The organism is Kocuria sp. CPCC 205231 (genome assembly GCF_040980965.1).
GTDB lineage: Bacteria > Actinomycetota > Actinomycetes > Actinomycetales > Micrococcaceae > Kocuria > Kocuria rosea.
Map to the genome: position 1 here is coordinate 160284 of NZ_JAVKPP010000001.1, position 19029 is coordinate 179312.

15 protein-coding genes are annotated in these 19029 nt (G+C 72.8%); 3 read left to right on the top strand and 12 right to left on the bottom strand.

Features of this window, described 5'->3' with window-relative positions; genetic code table 11:
• Positions 1-181: 181 nt before the first annotated feature.
• The 3 genes from RF640_RS00830 to RF640_RS00840 form a co-directional block, all read right to left on the bottom strand.
• Positions 182-982, bottom strand: coding sequence for a GntR family transcriptional regulator (locus RF640_RS00830; RefSeq protein ID WP_368826176.1), 801 nt, complete (start codon positions 980-982; stop codon positions 182-184).
• Positions 979-1980: a zinc-binding dehydrogenase gene (locus RF640_RS00835; protein WP_017835086.1), complete on the bottom strand. Its 1002-nt coding sequence runs from the start codon at positions 1978-1980 to the stop codon at positions 979-981. The genes RF640_RS00830 and RF640_RS00835 overlap by 4 nt, the downstream gene beginning before the upstream one ends.
• 86 nt (positions 1981-2066) lie before the next feature.
• Complete coding sequence (locus RF640_RS00840) at positions 2067-2912, bottom strand: MSMEG_6728 family protein (RefSeq protein ID WP_017835087.1); 846 nt, start codon at positions 2910-2912, stop codon at positions 2067-2069.
• Between the two features lie 82 nt (positions 2913-2994).
• Here RF640_RS00840 and RF640_RS00845 point away from each other — a divergent pair, with 82 nt between their 5' ends.
• Complete coding sequence (locus RF640_RS00845) at positions 2995-4308, top strand: MFS transporter (protein ID WP_368826179.1); 1314 nt, start codon at positions 2995-2997, stop codon at positions 4306-4308.
• Positions 4309-4428: 120 nt separating this feature from the next.
• On the opposite strand, the gene RF640_RS00850 is transcribed toward RF640_RS00845, so the two are convergent.
• From RF640_RS00850 to RF640_RS00865, 4 genes are all read right to left on the bottom strand, one after another.
• Positions 4429-6117: a thiamine pyrophosphate-dependent enzyme gene (locus RF640_RS00850; protein ID WP_035924343.1), complete on the bottom strand. Its 1689-nt coding sequence runs from the start codon at positions 6115-6117 to the stop codon at positions 4429-4431.
• Between the two features lie 263 nt (positions 6118-6380).
• The gene (locus tag RF640_RS00855) at positions 6381-7796 is read right to left on the bottom strand and encodes a sugar porter family MFS transporter (RefSeq protein ID WP_017835090.1); all 1416 of its coding nucleotides are present in this window, start codon (positions 7794-7796) and stop codon (positions 6381-6383) included.
• 186 nt (positions 7797-7982) lie between these two features.
• The gene (locus tag RF640_RS00860) at positions 7983-9176 is read right to left on the bottom strand and encodes an ROK family transcriptional regulator (protein WP_017835091.1); all 1194 of its coding nucleotides are present in this window, start codon (positions 9174-9176) and stop codon (positions 7983-7985) included.
• A 104-nt stretch (positions 9177-9280) separates the two neighbouring features.
• Complete coding sequence (locus RF640_RS00865) at positions 9281-9613, bottom strand: glutaredoxin domain-containing protein (RefSeq protein WP_186374839.1); 333 nt, start codon at positions 9611-9613, stop codon at positions 9281-9283.
• 437 nt (positions 9614-10050) lie between these two features.
• Between RF640_RS00865 and RF640_RS00870 the strand changes: the two genes are divergently transcribed.
• Positions 10051-10884 (top strand): phosphatase PAP2 family protein, encoded by an 834-nt coding sequence (locus RF640_RS00870; protein ID WP_244296610.1) that lies wholly within the window; start codon positions 10051-10053, stop codon positions 10882-10884.
• 41 nt (positions 10885-10925) lie between these two features.
• Here the strand turns inward: RF640_RS00870 and RF640_RS00875 are convergent, their stop codons facing one another.
• From RF640_RS00875 to RF640_RS00885, 3 genes are all read right to left on the bottom strand, one after another.
• The gene (locus RF640_RS00875) at positions 10926-13166 is read right to left on the bottom strand and encodes an MMPL family transporter (RefSeq protein WP_109268887.1); all 2241 of its coding nucleotides are present in this window, start codon (positions 13164-13166) and stop codon (positions 10926-10928) included.
• A 127-nt stretch (positions 13167-13293) separates the two neighbouring features.
• Positions 13294-13683: a universal stress protein gene (locus RF640_RS00880; RefSeq protein WP_017835095.1), complete on the bottom strand. Its 390-nt coding sequence runs from the start codon at positions 13681-13683 to the stop codon at positions 13294-13296.
• A 39-nt stretch (positions 13684-13722) separates the two neighbouring features.
• Positions 13723-15186, bottom strand: coding sequence for an APC family permease (locus RF640_RS00885; protein ID WP_368826182.1), 1464 nt, complete (start codon positions 15184-15186; stop codon positions 13723-13725).
• 129 nt (positions 15187-15315) lie between these two features.
• On the opposite strand from RF640_RS00885, the gene RF640_RS00890 reads away from it, so the two are divergent.
• Positions 15316-16395, top strand: a complete 1080-nt coding sequence (locus RF640_RS00890) for a nitronate monooxygenase (protein WP_017835097.1) — start codon at positions 15316-15318, stop codon at positions 16393-16395.
• 22 nt (positions 16396-16417) lie between these two features.
• Here RF640_RS00890 and RF640_RS00895 read toward each other — a convergent pair whose 3' ends face one another.
• Positions 16418-17944, bottom strand: coding sequence for an oligopeptide:H+ symporter (locus tag RF640_RS00895; protein ID WP_229586511.1), 1527 nt, complete (start codon positions 17942-17944; stop codon positions 16418-16420).
• Between the two features lie 171 nt (positions 17945-18115).
• Positions 18116-18955, bottom strand: a complete 840-nt coding sequence (locus tag RF640_RS00900) for an aldo/keto reductase (protein ID WP_109221592.1) — start codon at positions 18953-18955, stop codon at positions 18116-18118.
• Positions 18956-19029: the final 74 nt, after the last annotated feature.

Here is a 19029-nt window from a genome sequence, read left to right on the forward strand (position 1 = left end):
CCGTCACGCGGGCAGCCTAGCGTCTCCCTGGTCGGCGGGAGCCCCCCGACCTCGCTCCGACGAGCACGGATGCACCCCCGGGCAGCCGTGCGGAATGCCCCGGTCCGTCGGCGGACCGGGGCATTCGACTGCTCCGCGACCGGGGGCCCCGGCCTCCGGCGGCGGCTCGCCCGCCGGGCTCTCAGTACCCGGCGGCGGCGGCGCCCCAGACCTGTGCGGTGAGCTCCTCGAGGCGCTCCTCGGGCGTGTGCTGGGCGCGCAGGGCCTGGGCGACGAGCCGCTGCGCGGTGGAGGCGAGGTGCTCGCGCATGGCGCGTGCCGCCTCCGCCTCGTCCCGGGCGAGCACGGCCCGGACCAGCGCGTCGTGCTCGCGCGCGAGCTCCCCGACGGGCCGCCGCGACGTGGCGGCGACGACGCCCAGGAAGGACGTGGTGGTGCGCAGCCGCTCCACGAGCTGGACGGCCTGGGCGTTGCCGGCGACGAGCAGCAGCGCACGGTGCAGTCCCTCGTCCGCCTCGGCGGTGGCCTCGAGGTCCCCGGTCCCGGCCGCTTCGTGCAGCGCCTCCCACCGGGCCCGGATCCGGTCCAGCTCCTCGGGCGCCGCGAGACGTGCGGCCCGGCGGGCGGCCGGGACCTCCAGGGCGGTGCGCACCGCGAAGATCTCGGCGACGTCGTCGGGACTGACCTCGACGATCTCGAAGCCGCGGTTGCGGTGGAACCGGATCAGCCCGGCCTCGCCCAGCCGCAGCAGGCCCTCCCGCACCGGGCTGCGGGAGACGTCCATGGCGGAGGCCAGCTGCTGCACCGAGTAGAGGCGCCCGGGCTCCATCTCGCCCGCCGTGATCGCCCGGCGCACCGCGGCCATCACCTGCACGGCGAGCGAGCTCCCGGTCGTGGCGGTGACGGACGGCAGCGCGGGGGCCGTCGGCCCGGGACGGTCGCCGGCCGGGGACCCGGCGACGGAGCGGGGTGGGGTGGTCACGGGGTGATCGTCAGCTTGATGTCCCCGGGCCGGTGCTCCTCGGCCCGCTGCATGGCCTCCGCGATCCGCTCGAGGGGGAACTCGGGCCCGAGACAGTGCTCCACGTCGATCTCGCCCTCGGAGATCCGCCGCAGGGCCTCGCGGAAGGACGTCAGCCCCGGCTCGGCCTGCGCCGCCACGGAGCACTGCAGCCGCAGGTTCTTGCGGAACGCCGTCCACAGCGGGACCTCGGTGTGCCCGTGCCGCTCCGGCAGGCCGAAGAAGCCGACGATGCCCCGGTCGGCCGCGAGCTCGACGGCCTGGTCGCGCAGCACGTCGTGCCCCACGGCCTCGATGACGAGGTCGGCGCCGCGGCCCCCGGTGACCTCGGCCACGACCGCGGCGAGGTCCTCCTCCGGCACCCGCACGGGGACGGCGCCCAGCCGGCGGGCGACCTCGAGCCTGCCCGTGTCCAGGTCGGAGGCGACGACGTGCGCGAAGCCCAGTCGGCGGGCCTCCTCCACGAAGAACAGCCCGGCGGAGCCCGCGCCCATCACCACGCACGTGTGCGCCCGGCGGGCAGGCGTCTCCACGGGCCAGAACTGGCGCATGGCGTAGAGGCACGTGCCGTACTGCTGGGCCATCATGAGCCGCCGCAGCTGCAGGGAGTCGCCCGGGTCCGTGCCGGCGGGCAGCTCCACGACGTGCAGGTCGTCCAGCAGCTGGAGCTCCGCGAAGCACCCGCCCATCTCGCCCTGGGGGACCGTCAGCACCAGGGTGCCCTCCGGGACGCGCTCCGAGCGGGACTCGACCACCACGCCGACCCCTTCGTGGCCGGGGTAGCCGGGGCGGCGCGGGCCCTCCGCGTGGAGCAGCCCGTGGAAGGCCGCGTGCAGGTCGGATCCGCAGATCGAGGCGTGCAGCATGCGCACCACCAGCTGACCGGGTTCCCGGGCGTGCGGATCGGGCCAGTCGGTGACCGTGACGGTGCCCGTGGTGGGGACGTGGGATGCTCGCATGCGCGCCTCCTGGGGTCGGGCGCGCCGGGCGCCGGTGGGTGACATGCTACCCACGGTTTGGTGCCGCGGACGGGCGTGACGCCGGATTAAACCCGCGGCGCGCCCGGATCGGCGCCGACGGCCTCGGCGGGGACCGCGAAGACGGGGCGGGGGGACTGCAGCCGGGCGGGTGCGGGCAGGTCGCGGCGCAGCACCCGGTCCCCGCGCTCGAGCTCGAGGGAGAACCCGCCGACGGCGTGGTGCACGTTCTCGCCCAGCACCGTCCGCTCCACGACCTGCTCCGGGCCGGGCGGCCCGTGCAGCAGCAGCACCGGCTCACCCTCCCGCAGCTCCTCCTCGACGCGGGCCACCGCCTGCACCCAGTGGCTCTCCCGCACGCCGTCCGGGACGCGGAAGGGCACGACGACGGCGCCGCCCGCCGCCTCGTGCGCGCCCGGCGCCAGGACCCACGCCCGCCGGCCGTGCGGCGGCTCGGCGGGTGGCGTGCGGCCCTCCGCGGGCACGGGCCACACGTAGTCCAGGCCGGCGGGGTCGCCGGGGAAGACCGCGCGGTAGAGCTCCTCGTCCTTGCGCAGCAGGTTCGACCGGTGCGAGCGGTGGAACGCCTCGTCGCCCAGCCAGGGCGGCGGCGGCGCCACGTCGTCGTCGGGGGCGCGGTCCCAGGCCTCGGGGGCGAACTCGCGGATCTGCCACCCCGTGCTGTCGGCCCCGCCGCGGGCCGTCCACTCGTCGACCATCGCGCGGCCGTAGGCGACCAGGGCGGGCACGTGCCCGGCCCACATCGCCGTGGCCGGGTGGCGGTACCACCCGTAGCCCGGCACGGTGGCCGCGCGCAGCACCTGCAGGGTCTCCACCCGCTGCTTGCCGAGCCGCTTGCGGTCGAGGACGCGGGCCGAGCGGGCGAAGTCCGGGTACGGGAGGAAGGTCTGCACCGCCCCAGTGTCCTACGGATCCGCGGCCTCCACCACCGCACCGGCTCGTGCGCCGGGGCCCGCGCGGGGGGACACTGGGGGCATGCCCCTGCCCCGCGCGCTGGAGCCGTTCCGGCTCGGCCGGTACCGTGTGCTCGCCTTCGCGATGTTCAGCAGCGTCTTCGGCGCCGGGATGTGGGCGGTGGCCCTCGTGCACCAGGTCCTGCAGCTGGACGGCACGGCTGTGGACCTCTCGGCCGTGACGGCGGTGGGCGCCCTCGGCATGCTCGTCTTCGTGCTCGTGGGCGGGATCGCGGCCGACCGCTTCCCCCTGGCCCGGGTGCTGCGCCTCGTCGAGACCGTCAACCTCCTGACGGCGGGGACGGTCGCGGTCCTGGCCCTGGCGGACGGGCTGCGCATGGGGCACCTCGCCGCGGCGGCGTTCGTGTTCGGCGCGGGTCTCGGCTTCTTCTATCCGGCCTACTCGGCCTCGCTGCCCCGGATCCTGCCCGCCCGGCAGCTGCTCGCGGCCAACGGGGTGGAGGGCACGGCGCGCCCGCTGCTGCAGCAGGCGGCGGGACCGGCCGTGGCGGGTCTGCTCATCGGGCTGGTCGCTCCCGGCGGCGCGCTCGCCCTGATCGCGCTCTGCCACGCCGCCGCGCTCGTGCTGCTGCTGCGCCTGCACGTGCCCGGCCACGACGCCGATTCGGACGCCGGCGCGGACGCCGGCGCGGACACGGATCCAGGCGCGGGGGAGCCGTCCCCGCCGCGGGAGGCGGTGGGCGCCCTGCGGTCCGTGCGGCAGGACCTCATGGAGGGCGTGAGCTACACGGTGCGGACCCCGTGGCTGCTGTGGACCCTGCTGTGGGCGGTGCTCGCGGTCTTCCTGCTGCTGGGTCCCCTGGAGGTCCTCGTCCCGTTCCTGGTCCGGGACCGGCTGAGCGGGGACGCCTCCACGTTCGGCTACCTGCTGGCGTGCTACGGCGGGGCCAGCGCGGTGGCCTCCCTGGTGGTCGCGTCGCTGCCCCTGCCGCGGCGCTACCTCAGCTGGATGATCGTGCTGTGGGGGTTCGGGACGCTGCCCTTCGGTCTCGTCGCGACCACCGACTCGTTCTGGGTCATGGCGCTGTGCCTGGCCTTCGTGGGCGCCGGGGACGGCGCGGGCATGGTGCTGTGGGGCACTCTCCTGCAGCGCCGGGTCCCGCGCCACATGCTGGGGCGGGTCTCGAGCCTCGACTTCTTCGTCTCGATCGCCCTCATGCCGGTGTCGATGGCGGTCGCGGGACCCGTGGCCCAGGTGGTGCCCCTCCCGGTGATCTTCTGGACCGTGGCCCTGCTGACCCCGGCGCTGGGGCTGGTGGCCCTGTGGGCCGGGCGGATGCGCGAGGACGAGCTGGCGCACCCGCTGGCCGGCTGAGCGCCGCCGTTGCACCCCACAGGGCGCAGGGACGGGGACGTGCGGACCGGTGGCGGTGCCGCGTCCCGACCGGACGCGGCACCGCTCCGCTCACCGCACGAGCGGTGGACGGCCCGCGGGTCAGTAGGCCTTGACGCGCTGCTCCACGATCAGGTGGATCAGGGCGAACTGCCCTTCCTCGTCGATCGCCCTCAGGGCGGCCTCGAGCGCGCCGGGGATCTCGGCGTCGGTCTCCACGCGCACCCCGAACCCGCCGAAGGCCTGGGCCATGAGGGCGAAGTCGGGGTTCTTGAGCTGGGTGCCCGAGACGCGGTCCGGGTAGTCCCGCTCCTGGTGGGTGCGGATCGTGCCGTACTCCTGGTTGTCCATCACGATGACCAGCGGGGTGGCCCCGTACTGGGCGGCGGTGGCCAGCTCCTGGCCGTTCATCAGGAACTCGCCGTCACCGGCGATGGTCACCACCCGCCGGCCGGGGTAGCGCAAAGAGGCCGCGACGGCGGAGGGCACCGAGTAGCCCATGGAGCCGTTGCGGGCGGAGATCATCGCCGCGTACCCCTTGGCGGGGAAGTAGCGGTGCGCCCAGTTGGTGTGCTCCCCGGCGCCGAAGGTGCACATGGCGTCGTCGGGCAGACCCGCCACGAGGTGGGCCATCATGGTGTCCATCCGGGCCCGGCCTCCGGACGGCTCCGTGGCCGGCTCCGTGGACACGGGGGTGGAGAACTCGACCTGCTGCGCCCGCAGCCGGGCGGTCCACTCCTTCCACGCCGGCTTGGCCGGCAGGTCGATGCGCACGAGGTCGCGCACGAACACGTCGGGCTTGGCCACGATCTGGTAGGACACCGGCCCGGAGCGCCCGCGCAGGGACGGGTCGATGGTGACCAGGAAGTTCTTCTTCTCCCAGTCCTGGCGGACCAGGAACCCGTTGGTGATGACGTCGCCGGGGACGGTGCCCACGAAGACCAGCAGGTCGGTCTCCTCGAGCATCTCGAAGGTCGCCTTCGGGCGGCCGTAGCCGATCGGGCCCACGTAGGAGTCCGAGTCGAACGGGACGGTGCCCTCGGTGCGCCACTCGGCCGCGGCCGGGAGGTGGTGCTCCTCGAGCCAGTCCGTGAGGCCGGCCGCACCCTCGACGGTCCAGTCGTTGCCGCCGGTCACGAACAGGGGCTTCTCCGCGGTCGAGAGCGCGTCGCGCAGCGCCTTCCAGTCGTTGACCGTCATCCCGCCGTGGGCCACGGGGATCGGCGGGTGCAGGGTCGCGTCGATCTCGGCCCGGATGATGTCCTCGGGCAGACCCACGACCACGGGGCCGGGGCGGCCGGAGTTGGCGGCGAACATCGCCTCGGCCACGATCTCGGAGGCCCGCTCGGCGTGGTCGAGGACCATCACGCGCTTGGCCCCGGAGTCGAACCACGCGTGCGGGTCGAACTCCTGGAACGCCTCCTTGTCGCGGTGCTCGAACGGGATCAGGCCCACGAACAGCACCATCGGGGTGGAGTCCTGCCACGAGGTGTGCAGGCCCACGTGGGCGTTGGCCGCGCCGGGGCCGCGGGTCACCATGGCCACGCCCGGGACGGGGCCCATCTTGCCGTCGGCCTCGGCCATGTAGGCCGCACCGCCCTCGTGGCGGCAGACGACCGTCTCGATCGACGAGTGGTGCAGACCGTCGAGCACGTCCAGGTAGGACTCGCCGGGCACCACGTAGGTGCGCTGCACGCCGTGCGCCACGAGCGTGTCCACGATGACGTGGCCCGCCGACTTGCGGGCAGTGGTCTGTGCGGGGGATGCGGGGTCCGCAGTGGTCTGGGTCAACGTGGGTCCTTTTCGCCGTTGAAAATGGAGCGGTGGGGCTGGGCAGGCCGGAACCGGCTCGGGGGTCCGGGCCTGGCGCAGTTCATCCGAAAATACCCGATGCGGGCGGCGATCCGTGTCCTGGCGGTCACGGAGGAGTAAAGAAGGACGCACAGCGCCCGCGGTGCCCTGTGCGCTCCCGGGCCCGGGCACGACGACGACGGCGGCGGTGGTCTCCCCCGGAGGGGACGATCACCGCCGCCGTCGTGGATCCTGCGCGGTGCTCAGTCCTGCATGTCCTCGAGCTCGATGCCGGTGGTCTCGCGGACCATCTTGATCGTGAAGATCAGGGAGACGAGCCCGAAGAACGCGTAGAGCCCGTACGCGACGCCCAGGGAGAAGGCCGCCAGGGCCGGGAAGGTCACGGTGACCAGCCAGTTGGCGATCCACTGCACGAATCCGGCCACGGCCAGGGCGGCGCCGCGGATCCGGTTCGGGAACATCTCGCCCAGCAGGACCCACATCATGGGACCCCACGAGACGCCGAAGAAGACCACGAACAGGTTGGCGGCCACGAGGGCGAGGGGACCGGCGGTGGGGCCGAGCACCGGTGCGCCGTCGACCACGTCGGCCGTGGCGAACAGGACGGCGAGGGTGGCGAGGGACAGGGTCATGCCCGCCGAGCCGATGAGCAGGAGCCGGCGCCGGCCGACCTTCTCGACGAGCGCGATCGCCACGATGGTCACGGCGACGTTGACCACGGACGTGATCACCGTGATGGTGAACGAGTCGGCCTCGGTGAAGCCCACGGACTGCCAGAGCACGTTCGAGTAGTAGAAGATCACGTTGATGCCCACGAACTGCTGCAGCGCGGCCAGGCCGATGCCCACCCACACGATCGGCTTGAGACCGGCCGTCCGTCCCTTCAGATCGGACAGCCGGGGCTTGTGCTCGATCCGGAGGGTCTCCTTGATGAGGCGCACCCGCTCGGCCGCCGACGCGGAGCCCTGCAGATTGGCCAGCACGGCCTCGGCCTCGTCGGAGCGACCGTCCTCCACCAGGTAGCGGGGGGACTCGGGGATCGTGAACGCGCCGATCAGATAGGCGATGGCCGGGATGGCCTCGGCCATGAACATCCACCGCCAGGCCTCCAGGCCGAGCCACAGCTCCTGGGTGGAGCCGCCGGCCATGGCGGCGAGCCAGGCGTCCACCGCCAGCGAGATGAAGATGCCGAGCACGATGCCCATCTGCTGCAGCGAGCCGAGCCGGCCGCGGATGGAAGCCGGGGCGACCTCGGCGATGTAGGCGGGAGCGATGACGGAGGCGACACCCACGCCGATGCCTCCGACGACGCGCCAGAAGATCAGCCAGCCGAAGCTGTCCACCACACCGCAGCCGATCGCGCTGACGAGGAAGAGGACCGCGGCGATCTTCATCACCGGGACGCGGCCCAGGGCGTCGGCGACCCGGCCGCCGAAGAACGCACCTGCGGCGGCGCCGAGCAGGGCCGAGGCCACGGCGAAGCCGAGCGGTCCGGGAGCGACCCCGAACTCCTCCTGGATGGCCGAGACCGCGCCGTTGATGACCGCGGAGTCGTAGCCGAAGAGGAAGCCGCCGAAGGCGGCGACGATGGTGATCCGGAGGACCGCCGAGGTGTTCGGGTGCTCCGCGACCCTGGGGGTCGTGGCGTCTTGGCTCATCGGACAGCTCCCTTGCTGGTGGAGATCGGCTGCTGGTGGAGGAAGCGGCGTGGGCTCGGGACGTGCCGTCCGCCGCACCCCGGGGCGGACGCACCCGCCGACGCCGTGGGGTTCGTGTGACGCGGTCCACACTAAAACTCAGTGCGCTGAATGTCCATTAGTCGAAGACAGGTGTCGTCCGGCGCGTCATCCTGCCGGAAGGGCCCCGACGGGCAGCTCCGCGTGCTGCAGGGCGAGGATCACCGCGCCCGCCACGTGCGCCTCGATCCCCAGCAGGGCGGTCTCGATCCGCAGGCCCCGGACGCTGCCGCGGACGCCCTGGCGGGAGACGACCTCGCGCAGCGGGCCGAGCAGCAGCTCGCCGGCCCGGGCGATCTCGCCGCCGACGACCACGAGCTCCGGGTTGATGGTGTTGCACAGGTTGGCCACCGCCGTGCCGAGCAGGCGGCCGGTGTCGCCGATGACCCGCCCGCAGCCGACGTCGCCGGCGAGCGCCGCCGCCACGAGTTCGGGGACGGTCAAGTCGGTCCCGTGCGTGGCGCTCAGCAGGCCGGTGACGTCCCCGGAGGACACGTAGGTCTCGAGGCACCCGCGGTTTCCGCACCGGCACACCCGGCCGTGCTCGTCCACGGTCGTGTGGCCGAGCTCCCCGGCGGACCCGGTGGCGCCGCGGAAGAGGGACCCGTTGAGGATCAGACCGGCGCCCACGCCGTGGCCGATCTTGAGGTAGGCCATGTGCTGCGCTCCGCGCCCGGCGCCCCAGGCGTGCTCGCCCAGGGCACCCGCGTTGGCGTCGTTCTCGACGACGACGGGCAGTCCGAGTCGGCGGCCGGCCTCCTCGCGCACGTCGATCCCGCTCCACGCCGGGAGGATCGCGCTCGCACTGACCAGCCGGCCCTCGAGGTCCACAGGGGCCGGGAGGGTGAGGCCCGCGGCGAGCAGCCCGGACCGTGCCGTGCCGTGCTCCCGGAGGAGGGCGTCGAGGGTCCGGTCGACCAGCTCGAGGTCCTCGGCGAAGCGGTGCTCGGCGGGCAGCTCGTGACGCCGCTGGGCGAGGATCCTCTGGTTCAGGTCCGCGACGGCCACCGTGACGTGGCGGTGTCCCACGTCGATGCCGACCACGTGGCCGGCGGAGCCCCGGAAGCCGATGCGCTGACCCCGGCGGCCGGCGCCGTCCGTCTCCATGACGAGCAGGCCGGCGCCGATCAGCTGGTGGACGATGCTGGACACCGTCGAGGGCGCCAGTGCGGTGCGACGGGAGATCTGCGCCTGGGTCAGGTGCCCGTCACGGCGCACCGCGTCGAGCACCCGGCGCTGGTTGGCGTTGCGCAGGGACGTCTGCGAACCGGGTGGAACGGGGGACCCCGCGGGCTCGGACATCATCGTCCTCTTTCACCGGTGAACGTGAACAGGACTGTCATCCTAATCAGCGTTCACAGGTCGAAGACAGGGGTGGGCGGGCCGGCGGTTCCGCCCGCCTGCTCTCAGATGACCTTGCCGGCCTCGGCGATCAGCCCTCTGGCGGCGGCGACCTGGGCGGGGGAGGCCGCGACGAAGTGCTCGTCGCGGGTCACCACCGTGGGCACCGTGGCGTTGCCGTCGTTGAGGGACTCCACGAAGGCAAGGGCGTCCCGGTCCTCCCAGATGTCGGTCCACATGGCGCGCTCGGCGTCCGGTCCGAGTCCGCGCTCGAGCATGCCGCAGAACGGGCACCCGGGCCGCCAGTAGATGGCGACCCCGCCCTCCGCCACGTGCTGGACGGCCTCGGCGTGGGAGGCGGCCGGGCGGCGGCTGCGGGACTTGTCCTTCTTGAACACGGGGGCTCCTCGCGGGTCGGGCGGCAGGGTGGGAGTGGCGGCCCAGTCTATCCGGACCGTTCCACGTCAAGAGCTGTCCCCCGATGAGGGGACAGGGACTGGAAGTGGCAGAAGCATGGCAAGAGGGTGGCGGAGGCCCGTCGTGGCGGTGTCCGTCTTCGAGAACGCCCAATAAGGTTTGATCTTCCCGCAAATGTCCGGCGTTCCACGTGAAACTGCGCGGCTTCGTTCGAGCATCAGCCTTTTTCGGCTGATCGCGTTGCCGGTGTCGCGCGGGGGACGCGGAGCGTCACACAGCGGCCCCGACGGCACCGTTCCCGCCGCCAAGCTTCATGATTTGTCATTCTCTGTACCGATTCGGGGAATTCTTCCCGAACTCTCTTGCGGGCCGGGCGTTCGGGGACTCCCGGAACGTGGCGTGTGTCATGGTGGTGGGCATGGCAATTCCGGCGCAGCACTCTTCCCCCCGGCCGGCCCGCTCCACCTGGTCCCTCCCCCAGCTGCACCAGTGGGTGGTCGTCCCCTTCATCGTCGTGCTCGTCACGGCGACCGTGGGGCGGCTGCTGGTGTACTCCCCGGGAGTCGCGGCACAGGAGATCGAGGTCCTGCACCGGCTCGACGCGGCGCGCCTCGGCGTCCTGGACGCGCTGGCGCTCGTCCTGCACCACGCGTTCTCCACCCCGGGGGCGTTCGCGATCATCGCCGCCCTCACCGCCTGGCTCGCCCTGGCGCGCCGGCGGCCCTGGGACGCCGCCGGCTTCGCCGTCACGGCGCTCTCCGGCTGGGCCGCGGTCGGGATGGTGAAGGTCGCCGTCGGCCGCCCCCGGCCGGACAGCACGGCGTTCCCGGAACCCCTCGTCCTCGTGGACGGCCTCACGTCCTTCCCCTCCGGGCACGCGGGTGCCGCGCTGGCCATCGCGGCGGCGTTCTGCCTCGCGATGCGCCGGTCGAGGTCCGCCTCCGCCGTCCTCGTCGCGGGACTGGGCACGGCCGTGCTCGTCGGGCTGTCCCGGCTCTACCTGGGCGTGCACTACCCCCTCGACGTCCTCGCCTCGTTCCCCGTCGCCTGGGCGGGCCTGGCCGTGGGGTGCGGTCTCGCCAACCACCTGGTGCCCGCGCTCGCCTACGGCTTCGGCTGGCAGCAGGAGGACGCGGCGTGGCACGACGTCGAGCAGGGGCGCGCCGCCGAGGAGAGCCCCGCCGAGGACGCTCGTCCGGACACGGCACGGGTGCCGGTCGTGGCCCGGCGGACGGACCACCACGCCGCCTGACACGCCGCCCGCGGCCGTGGCACCGGGCGCCCCGCCGGGTCTCAGGGCTCGATCCGCCGGTGGAAGGGCCACCAGATGGCCCGGCCGATGTCGTAGGTCAGGGCCGGCACCAGCAGCGACCGGACGATCAGCGCGTCCAGGAGCACGCCGAACGCCACGATGAACGCCAGCTGCACCAGGAACATGATCGGGATGACGGCCAGCGCCGCGAACGTGGCCGCGAGCACGATGCCGGCCGAGGTGATCACCCCGCCGGTGAGGGTGAGACCCCGGAGGATGCCAGCCCGGGTGCCGTGCACCAGCGACTCCTCCCGCACCCGGGACATCAGGAAGATGTTGTAGTCGATGCCCAGCGCCACGAGGAAGACGAAGCCGAAGAGCGGGACCGAGGGGTCCGCACCGGGCAGGTCCAGGACGTTGTTGAACACGAGGGCGGAGACGCCCAGGGCCGTGAAGAACGAGACCACGGTGGTGAGGATCAGCAGCACCGGGGCCAGGACGGAGCGCAGCAGCAGCATGAGGATCAGGGTGATGACCACGAGGATCACCGGGATGATCAGCGTGCGGTCGGCGATCGAGGTCTCGTTGGTGTCGATGTTCGTCGCTGTGGTGCCGCCCACGAGGATCTCCGCGTCCGCCGCGCGCAGGTTCTCGCGCAGCTCCCGGACGGTCTGCTCCGCCTCGGGGGAGTCGGCGGCGTCGGACAGCGTGGCCTGGAGCTGATAGAGGCCCTCGGCCTCCGTCGGCTCGGCCCCGGCGAAGGGCCCGGCCGGGGGCGGGGCGTCCTCCCCGAGGGGCAGGGTGCCGGACGGGGAGTCGTTGGCGACGGCGACGACGCCGGCCACGCCCTCCGTGCCCTCGACCGCCTCGACCGCGGCGTCCAGGGAACGGGTCGGGACCAGCAGGACCGCTGGGCTGCCGGAGCCGCCGGGGAAGTGCTGGGCCAGGGCCTCCTGGCCGTCCCGCGCCTGGGACTCGCCGAGCACGAGCTCGCTCTGCTCCACGCCCGAGGCCTCGAACTGGGTGCTGAACCCGGCGAGGGCGAGGAGCACCACAGTGGTCACCACCCAGATCGCCCGCGGGGCGCGGGCCACGAACCGGGCCACCGAGGCCCACACGCCTCGCCCCTCGACGGTCGGGCGGGTGCCGGCCCCGTGCTCGACCACGCGCACGCGCTCCGCGCCCGAGGCGTCGTAGCGGGGCCGGAACGGCCAGAAGGCCCCCCGTCCCGTGGCGTAGAGGACCGCGGGCAGGAAGGTCAGGGCCGCCAGGACGGACATCACGATGCCGACGGAGGCCACCGGGCCCAGCGCCTTGTTCGAGGCGAGGTCCGAGAGCAACAGGCACAGCAGGCCCGCGATGACGGTGGCGCCGGAGGCCACGATCGGCTCGACCGAGCCCTTGAGGGCCGCCCGGGTCGCGTCCGCCCGTCCCCGGTGGTGCAGGAGGGCGTCCCGGTACCGGGCCGTGTAGAGCAGCGAGTAGTCGGTGGCGGCGCCGACCACGAGGATGAACAGGATGCCCTGCACCTGGCCGCTGATGGTCACGAGCTCGTTGGCCGCCAGCCAGTACACGACCAGGATGGCGGCGCTGAGGGCGAAGACCGAGGTCAGCAGCACCAGGACGGGCAGCACGGGGGAGCGGTAGACCACGAGGAGGATCACGAACACCACGGCCAGCGCCACGCCCAGCAGGATCCCGTCGATGCCCTCGAAACCGGCCACGAGATCGGCCGTGAACCCGGCGGGGCCCGTCACGTAGCTCTGCAGGCCCTCCGGCCGGTCCGTCTCGAACCGTTCCGCGAGCGCCTCGACGTCGTCGACGACCTCGCCGTCGGGCAGGGGGACGACGAGCTGGAAGGCCTCCCCGTCCTCGGACGGGATCAGCGGCGAGGTCTGCCCCTCGGCAAGGCCGCTCTCCTGCACCGCCGCGGCGGCGTCCTCCGCCCACGCCCGGTCGGCGGCGGTCAGCCCGCCCTCCCGGGCGAGGAGGACGATCGCGGGGATCGTCTCCGAGTCCCGGAACTCGCCCAGCAGCCGGGTGACCTGCGTGGACTCGGTGGACTCGGGCAGGAAGCTGGACTGGTCGTTGGTCGAGACCTCGGAGATCTTCCCGAAGTACGGCCCGCCCACGCCGGCCACCGCGAGCCACCCGACGATCAGCAGCGCCGGCAGCAGGATCCGCAGCAGCGTGGTCCAGCGGGAGCGCCGCGGGGGTGCGGGGGACCCGGGGGCCTCGGCCCACGGGGCGGGACGGGACGCGGTGGGGGCCGGGGTGGTCATGGCGTGCCTTTCACGAGCGGCAGGAGCAGGTCGGAGCCGCGGCGACCGACGGACCCCACCGCGGAACCGGAGGCGCCGGGGTCTGGGATCAGACTAATATTTCGAAAACAGAAATAAAATCCCGGGCTCAGTCGTAGACGGCCTTGACGCACAGCACCGGGCAGGGGCTCTCGAGCAGGACGCGCTGGGCGGTGCTCGCCATGATGATCTTGCCCACGGGGGAGCGGCGCCGGATGCCCAGCACGATGAGCTCGGCCCCGTGCTCGCGGGCGGTGTCGAGGATGACGTCGGCGGGGTCGCTGTCGTGGTCGGGCTCCCGCAGCTCGTAGCGCACTCCGGCACGGGCGAGCCTCTCCCGCTCCACGTCGATGTCTGCCTCGATCTCCGGCGGCTGGTGGCGCCTCGGCCGCGGCTGCACCACCACCAGGTCGGTGCCGCGGCGCTCTGCCTCGAGGATGGCGGCGTCCAGCGCCGCGTGTCCGGGGGCGGTGGGCATGTATCCGACGACGACGGTCACGGGTTCTCCTGGGGTAGCGGCACGGTGGGGCGGAACGGGTCAGGGACCGCGGTGGGGGTCCTGGTCCGCGGGCTCGTCCTCCATGCGGGCGAGGGCCTCCGGGTGCTCGAACCGCACCTTGCGGCCGAGGAACAGGCGGTCGTAGACGAAGTTGACGATCCACAGGCCCAGCCCGATCAGCAGCAGGACCACGGCGATCTGGTACTCGATGAGGTCCTGTGCCCAGGGCCCCACGAGGTAGGCGCAGGTGATCGCGCCCAGGTAGGGCAGGACCCGGGGGGCGTGGAAGTAGTCGTGGGTGGGGCTGTGGTCCTTGCGCAGGATGATCGCCGCGACGTTGACGATGGTGAACACGCCCAGGAGGAGAAGAGCCGTGGTGCCGCCGAGGGCGCTCGCCGTGCCGCTGCCGAGGATGTTGTTGATGACGACGATCAGCGCCATGGCGAGAAGGCTCGTGAACACGATGGCCGACCAGGGGGTGCGCCGGCCCTGCAGGACGTGGCCCAGGAAGTCCGGCAGCACGCCCTGGCGGGCCATGCCGTAGAGCAGCCGGGAGGCCATGAGCATGTTGATCAGGGCGGTGTTGGCCACGGCGAAGATCGTCAGGAACGGGTAGATCGTGTCGATGGGGATGTTGGGGGCGCCGATCCGGACCATGTCCAGCAGCGGCGTGGTCGACTCCCCGAGCACGCCGATGGGGACGACCGCCACGGTGAAGATCGAGACCAGGATGTAGACCACGCCCGTCAGGCCGAGGCCGAAGAGCATCACGCGCGGGAAGTCGCGGCTGGGGTTCTTGGTCTCCTCGACCATGTTGACGGAGTCCTCGAAGCCCACGAAGGAGAAGAACGCGAGCGAGGTCACCGCGGTGAGGGCCAGGAAGATGCCCTTGTCCTCCGAGGTCTCGAACACCATCGTCTGGCTGAAGTCGGCCTGGCCCTGGAACGCCGCCCAGAACCCCACGAGGATGACGATGAGCAGGCCGGTGAGCTCGATCGACGTCAGCACCACGTTGAACGCGAGGCCCTCGGTGACGCCGCGGATGTTGATGGCGGCGAGGATCGCGATGAAGATCACGGCGATCACGGTGATGGTCGTGGTGTCCACCTCCAGCCCGAAGCCGCGGGCGAAGTTCGAGGCCACGGCCGAGGCCGCCGTCGAGGCGGAGGTCAGGCCCGAGCTGAGCACCGCGAACGTCACGAGGAAGGTGATGAAGTGGATGCCGAAGGCCTTGTGCGTGTACAGCGCTGCGCCCGAGGCGCCGGGGTACTTGGTCACGAGCTCGAGGTAGGAGAAGGCCGTGATGGTCGCCACGAGGAACGCCACGAGGATCGGGGCCCACGCGGCGCCGCCGATCTCTCCGGCGATGTTCCCGGTGAGGGCGTACACCCCGGTGCCGAGGATGTCGCCCACGATGAACAGCAGGAGCAGGCCGGGGCCCATGACGCGCTTGAGCTCCGGCTGGGGGCGGGACCGGGTCCCGGATTCGGCTGACTGGGCCATCGGATGCCTCGAATCGGTGGTGACGGGCTGGCGGGCCCCGGCGTGCGGTGACCGTGGCCACAGCCTATGCCACGCCCCGCGCCCGGCCCAGGTGGTGACGACGAGCCGCCGTGTTCCTAGCCTGGGACCATGACGAGCACAGCGCCCCGCTTCCGGCTGACCGAACTCCGCCTCCCCTTCCTGGGCGCCCCGATGGCCGGCGGGCCCTCGACCCCGGCGCTGGCCGCGGCGGTCACGGCCGCCGGCGGCCTGGGCTTCCTGGCCGCCGGCAACCGTCCCGCGGCGGGCGTCCGCGCGGACGTCGAGGAGGTCCGGGCGCGCACGGACGGCCCGTTCGGGGTGAACCTGTTCGTCCCGCAGGCGGCGAACACCGCGGCCCCCGGGACGGCGGTCGACCCCGCCGTGCACCGGTCGGTCGCGGCCTACCGGGAGGCGCTGGAAGACACGGCCCGCCGGTACGGGGTGGAGCTGCCGGACACGGACCCCGCCGACGACGACGGGTGGGCCGCCAAGCTCGAGCTCGTCGAGGCGCTGCGGGTCCCGGTCGTCTCGTTCACCTTCGGGCTCCCCGCGGTCTCCGTGCTGGCGCGGCTCGCGGCGGTGGGCACCACGACGTCCGTCACGGTGACCTCGGTCCCGGAGGCCCAGGCCGCCGTGCGGGCCGGTGCCCACCTGCTGACGGTCCAGGGCCCGGCGGCCGGCGGGCACCGGGGCACCCACCGCGCGGAGGACGTCCCGGGCGAGGAGCCCCTGGTGGAGCTCGTCGCCGCGGTCCGCGCCGCCGTGGACGTCCCGCTCGTGGCCGCGGGCGGCATCGCCTCCGCGGCGGACGCGGACGCGGCCCTGACCGCCGGGGCGGACGCCGTGCAGGTCGGCACGCTGCTGCTGCGCACACACGAGGCCGGGACGTCCGCCGCGTACCGGGAGGCCCTCGGCTCGGGCCGCTACACGGAGACCGCCGTGACCCGCGCGTTCTCGGGACGGCTGGCGCGCGGGGTGCGCAACGGTTTCCTCGACCGCTTCACGAATATGGCCCCAGCGGCATATCCCCAGGTCAACCAGATGACCAAGCCCATCCGGGCGGCCGCGGCGCAGGCCGGGGACCCCGAGGCCATCGCCCTGTGGGCCGGTCCGCAGTTCGCGGCCGCACAGGAGGTCCCCGCCGCCGAGGTGGTGCGCGGCATCCTCCGCGCACCGACCGGTCCCTGACGGCGGGTGCCCGGCACGGCCGTCAGCGCACCCCGCGCATCATCCGCCGGATCCAGGGGGACAGCACGAGCAGGGCGGCGCCGACGACGATGGTCACGGCGCCCAGGATCCCGAAGTAGGCGGCCTCGGTCTGCTCGCTGTAATAGCCGGCCAGCGCGCCGGACAGGGCCGTGCCCAGGGCCACCGACAGGTAGAAGAGGGCGACCATCAGCACGGGATAGGCCCGCGGGGCCAGCCGGGTGGACAGGGACAGGCCCACCGGGGAGACCATCAGCTCGCCCAGGGTGGCGACCAGCAGGATCAGCGCGGCCCACAGGACCGGCACCGAGGACACCCCGACCATGGGCAGGAAGATCAGGAACGCCGATCCCATCAGCACGATGCCGAGGCCGAACTTGGTGGGCGTGCCGGGCTGGCGGTCGCCCAGCTTCGTCCACAGCACCGCGAACACCGGCGCGAGCAGGATGATGAAGAAGGGGTTGAAGGACTGGACCCAGGAGATCGGCATGGTCCAGTCGCCGAGCGCGCGGTCCAGCCGGGTGTCCGAGTAGATCGTGATGACCGTGAACTGCTGCTGGAACAGCGCCCAGAACGCGGCCGAGCCGATGAACAGCGGGATGAACGCCCGCACGCGGGAGCGCTCGTCGTCGTCGACCTTCTTGCTGGTGAGCAGGAGGACGAACAGCGCCACGGCCGCCACCACGATCACCCCCACCACGACGTCGGCGAGGTTGGCCGCGTTGAGCACCCCCGTGAGGGCGGCGGCCACGACGACGGCGATCGCCGCCGCGGCGATCCCCGCCCACTTCCCGTACTGCTCGCGCGGCAGGGGGTTGGGCACGTGGTGGACCTCTGCGGGAAGCCTCCTGCGCCCGAGGGCGTACTGGGCCAGGCCGAAGGCCATGCCCACCGCGGCCAGGCCGAAGCCGAGGTGGAAGCCCCAGGTCTTCTGCGCGAAGCCGGTCAGGAGCGGCCCGAGGAGTCCGCCGATGTTCACGCCCATGTAGAAGATCGAGAAGCCGGCGTCGCGGCGCGGGTCCTGGCGGTCGTAGAGGGCACCCACGAGATTGGTGATCGTGGCCTTGAGCCCCCCGGACCCGATCGCGATGAGGACGAGACCGATCGTGAGGCCCGCGACGGCGGGGATCAGCGCCAGCGAGACGTGGCCGGCCATGATGAGGACGCCGCTGAGGAACATCGTCCGCTCGGAGCCGAGGAGCCGGTCGGCGACCCACCCGCCCAGGATGGCGAACAGGTAGACGGCGCCGCCGTAGGCGCCCACGATGCCCGCGGCCGTGGCGCGGTCGATGCCGAGCCCGCCCTCGGTGGTGGCGAAGTACATGTACAGCAGGACGATGCCCTGCATGCCGTAGAAGGAGAAGCGCTCCCACAGCTCGACGCTGAACAGGTTCGCCAGCATGCGCGGCTGGCCGAAGAAGGACCGGGCACCGGGGCGGGGGAGCTCCGCGCCGGGGCGGTTGTCGTGGTGGTCGCGCGGGTCGGGGGCGCCGGTGGCGCCGTCCGCCGCGCGGGGGGTGTGGGAAGTCATGCGCACCATGATCGGCCTGCCGGGCGGTCGAGCACCAATCGGTGCGCGCCCGCGGCCGGCGGCCCCGTCGCGCTCACCCCCGGTGGGCGGTGCCGGCGGCGGGACGGGCGACGCCCGGGACCGCGGTGCACCCACCGCGGTCCCGGGCGTCGCCGGGGAAGGAGCCAGGACTCAGTTGAAGTCCTTCGGGTCGGAGCCGATCCGCCCGCCGTTGTCGAGGCCGCTGATCGCCCGGACGTCCTCGTCGTCGAGCCGGACGTCGAGGGCCGCGTAGTTCTCGCGGATCCGCTCCGGCGTGACGGTCTTGGGGAAGACCACGTTGCCGATCGCCAGGTGCCACGCGATGATGACCTGTCCCGGGGTGGCGCCGTGCTTGCGGGCGATCGAGTCGATCACCGGGTCCTTCAGCAGGTCGCCGCCCTGGCCCAGGGGGGACCAGGCCTCGGTCAGGATGCCGTGCGAGGCGTTGAAGTCCCGCAGCGCGGACTGGTTGAAGTAGGGGTGCAGCTCCACCTGGTTCACCACGGGGACCACGCCCGTCGCGTCGATGATCTCCTGCAGCTCCTCCTGCGGGAAGTTCGAGACGCCGATGGACCGGGCCTTGCCGCTCTCCCGGATCTCCTGGAACGCCTTCCAGGTCTCCAGGTACTTCCCGCGCTTCGGGGTGGGCCAGTGGATGAGGTACAGGTCGACGTACTCCAGGCCGAGACGCTCCAGGGAGGCGTCGATGGCCTTCAGCGCGGAGTCGTGGCCGTGGTCGTCGTTCCACAGCTTGGTGGTCACGAAGATCTCGTCGCGCGGGATGCCGCCGTTCGCGATCGCCCGGCCGACGCCCTCCTCGTTGCCGTAGATCATGGCGGTGTCGATGTGGCGGTAGCCGGCCTCGAGGGCCTGGCCCACCACGTCCTCGGCGATGTCGGCGTCGACCTGCCACACGCCGTAGCCGAGCTGGGGGATGGTCCTGCCGTCGTGCAGGGTGAGGGTCGGGGACTGCGTCGTGGACTGCGTCATGGACCGTGCCTTTCGTGGGGAGACAGCCAGGGGCTGACAGGGAGGGCCGGGAGGAGCTCGTCCGGGCCCGGTGT

Bases quoted from the DNA above. Each gene is read 5' to 3' on its own strand.
- RF640_RS00870 (WP_244296610.1), top strand. From the start codon at position 10,051: ATGGCAATTCCGGCGCAGCACTCTTCCCCCCGGCCGGCCCGCTCCACC.
- RF640_RS00835 (WP_017835086.1), bottom strand. From the start codon at position 1,980: ATGCGAGCATCCCACGTCCCCACCACGGGCACCGTCACGGTCACCGAC.
- RF640_RS00855 (WP_017835090.1), bottom strand. From the start codon at position 7,796: ATGAGCCAAGACGCCACGACCCCCAGGGTCGCGGAGCACCCGAACACC.
- RF640_RS00875 (WP_109268887.1), bottom strand. From the start codon at position 13,166: ATGACCACCCCGGCCCCCACCGCGTCCCGTCCCGCCCCGTGGGCCGAG.
- RF640_RS00900 (WP_109221592.1), bottom strand. From the start codon at position 18,955: ATGACGCAGTCCACGACGCAGTCCCCGACCCTCACCCTGCACGACGGC.
- RF640_RS00895 (WP_229586511.1), bottom strand. From the start codon at position 17,944: ATGACTTCCCACACCCCCCGCGCGGCGGACGGCGCCACCGGCGCCCCC.
- RF640_RS00860 (WP_017835091.1), bottom strand. From the start codon at position 9,176: ATGTCCGAGCCCGCGGGGTCCCCCGTTCCACCCGGTTCGCAGACGTCC.
- RF640_RS00845 (WP_368826179.1), top strand. From the start codon at position 2,995: ATGCCCCTGCCCCGCGCGCTGGAGCCGTTCCGGCTCGGCCGGTACCGT.
- RF640_RS00885 (WP_368826182.1), bottom strand. From the start codon at position 15,186: ATGGCCCAGTCAGCCGAATCCGGGACCCGGTCCCGCCCCCAGCCGGAG.
- RF640_RS00890 (WP_017835097.1), top strand. From the start codon at position 15,316: ATGACGAGCACAGCGCCCCGCTTCCGGCTGACCGAACTCCGCCTCCCC.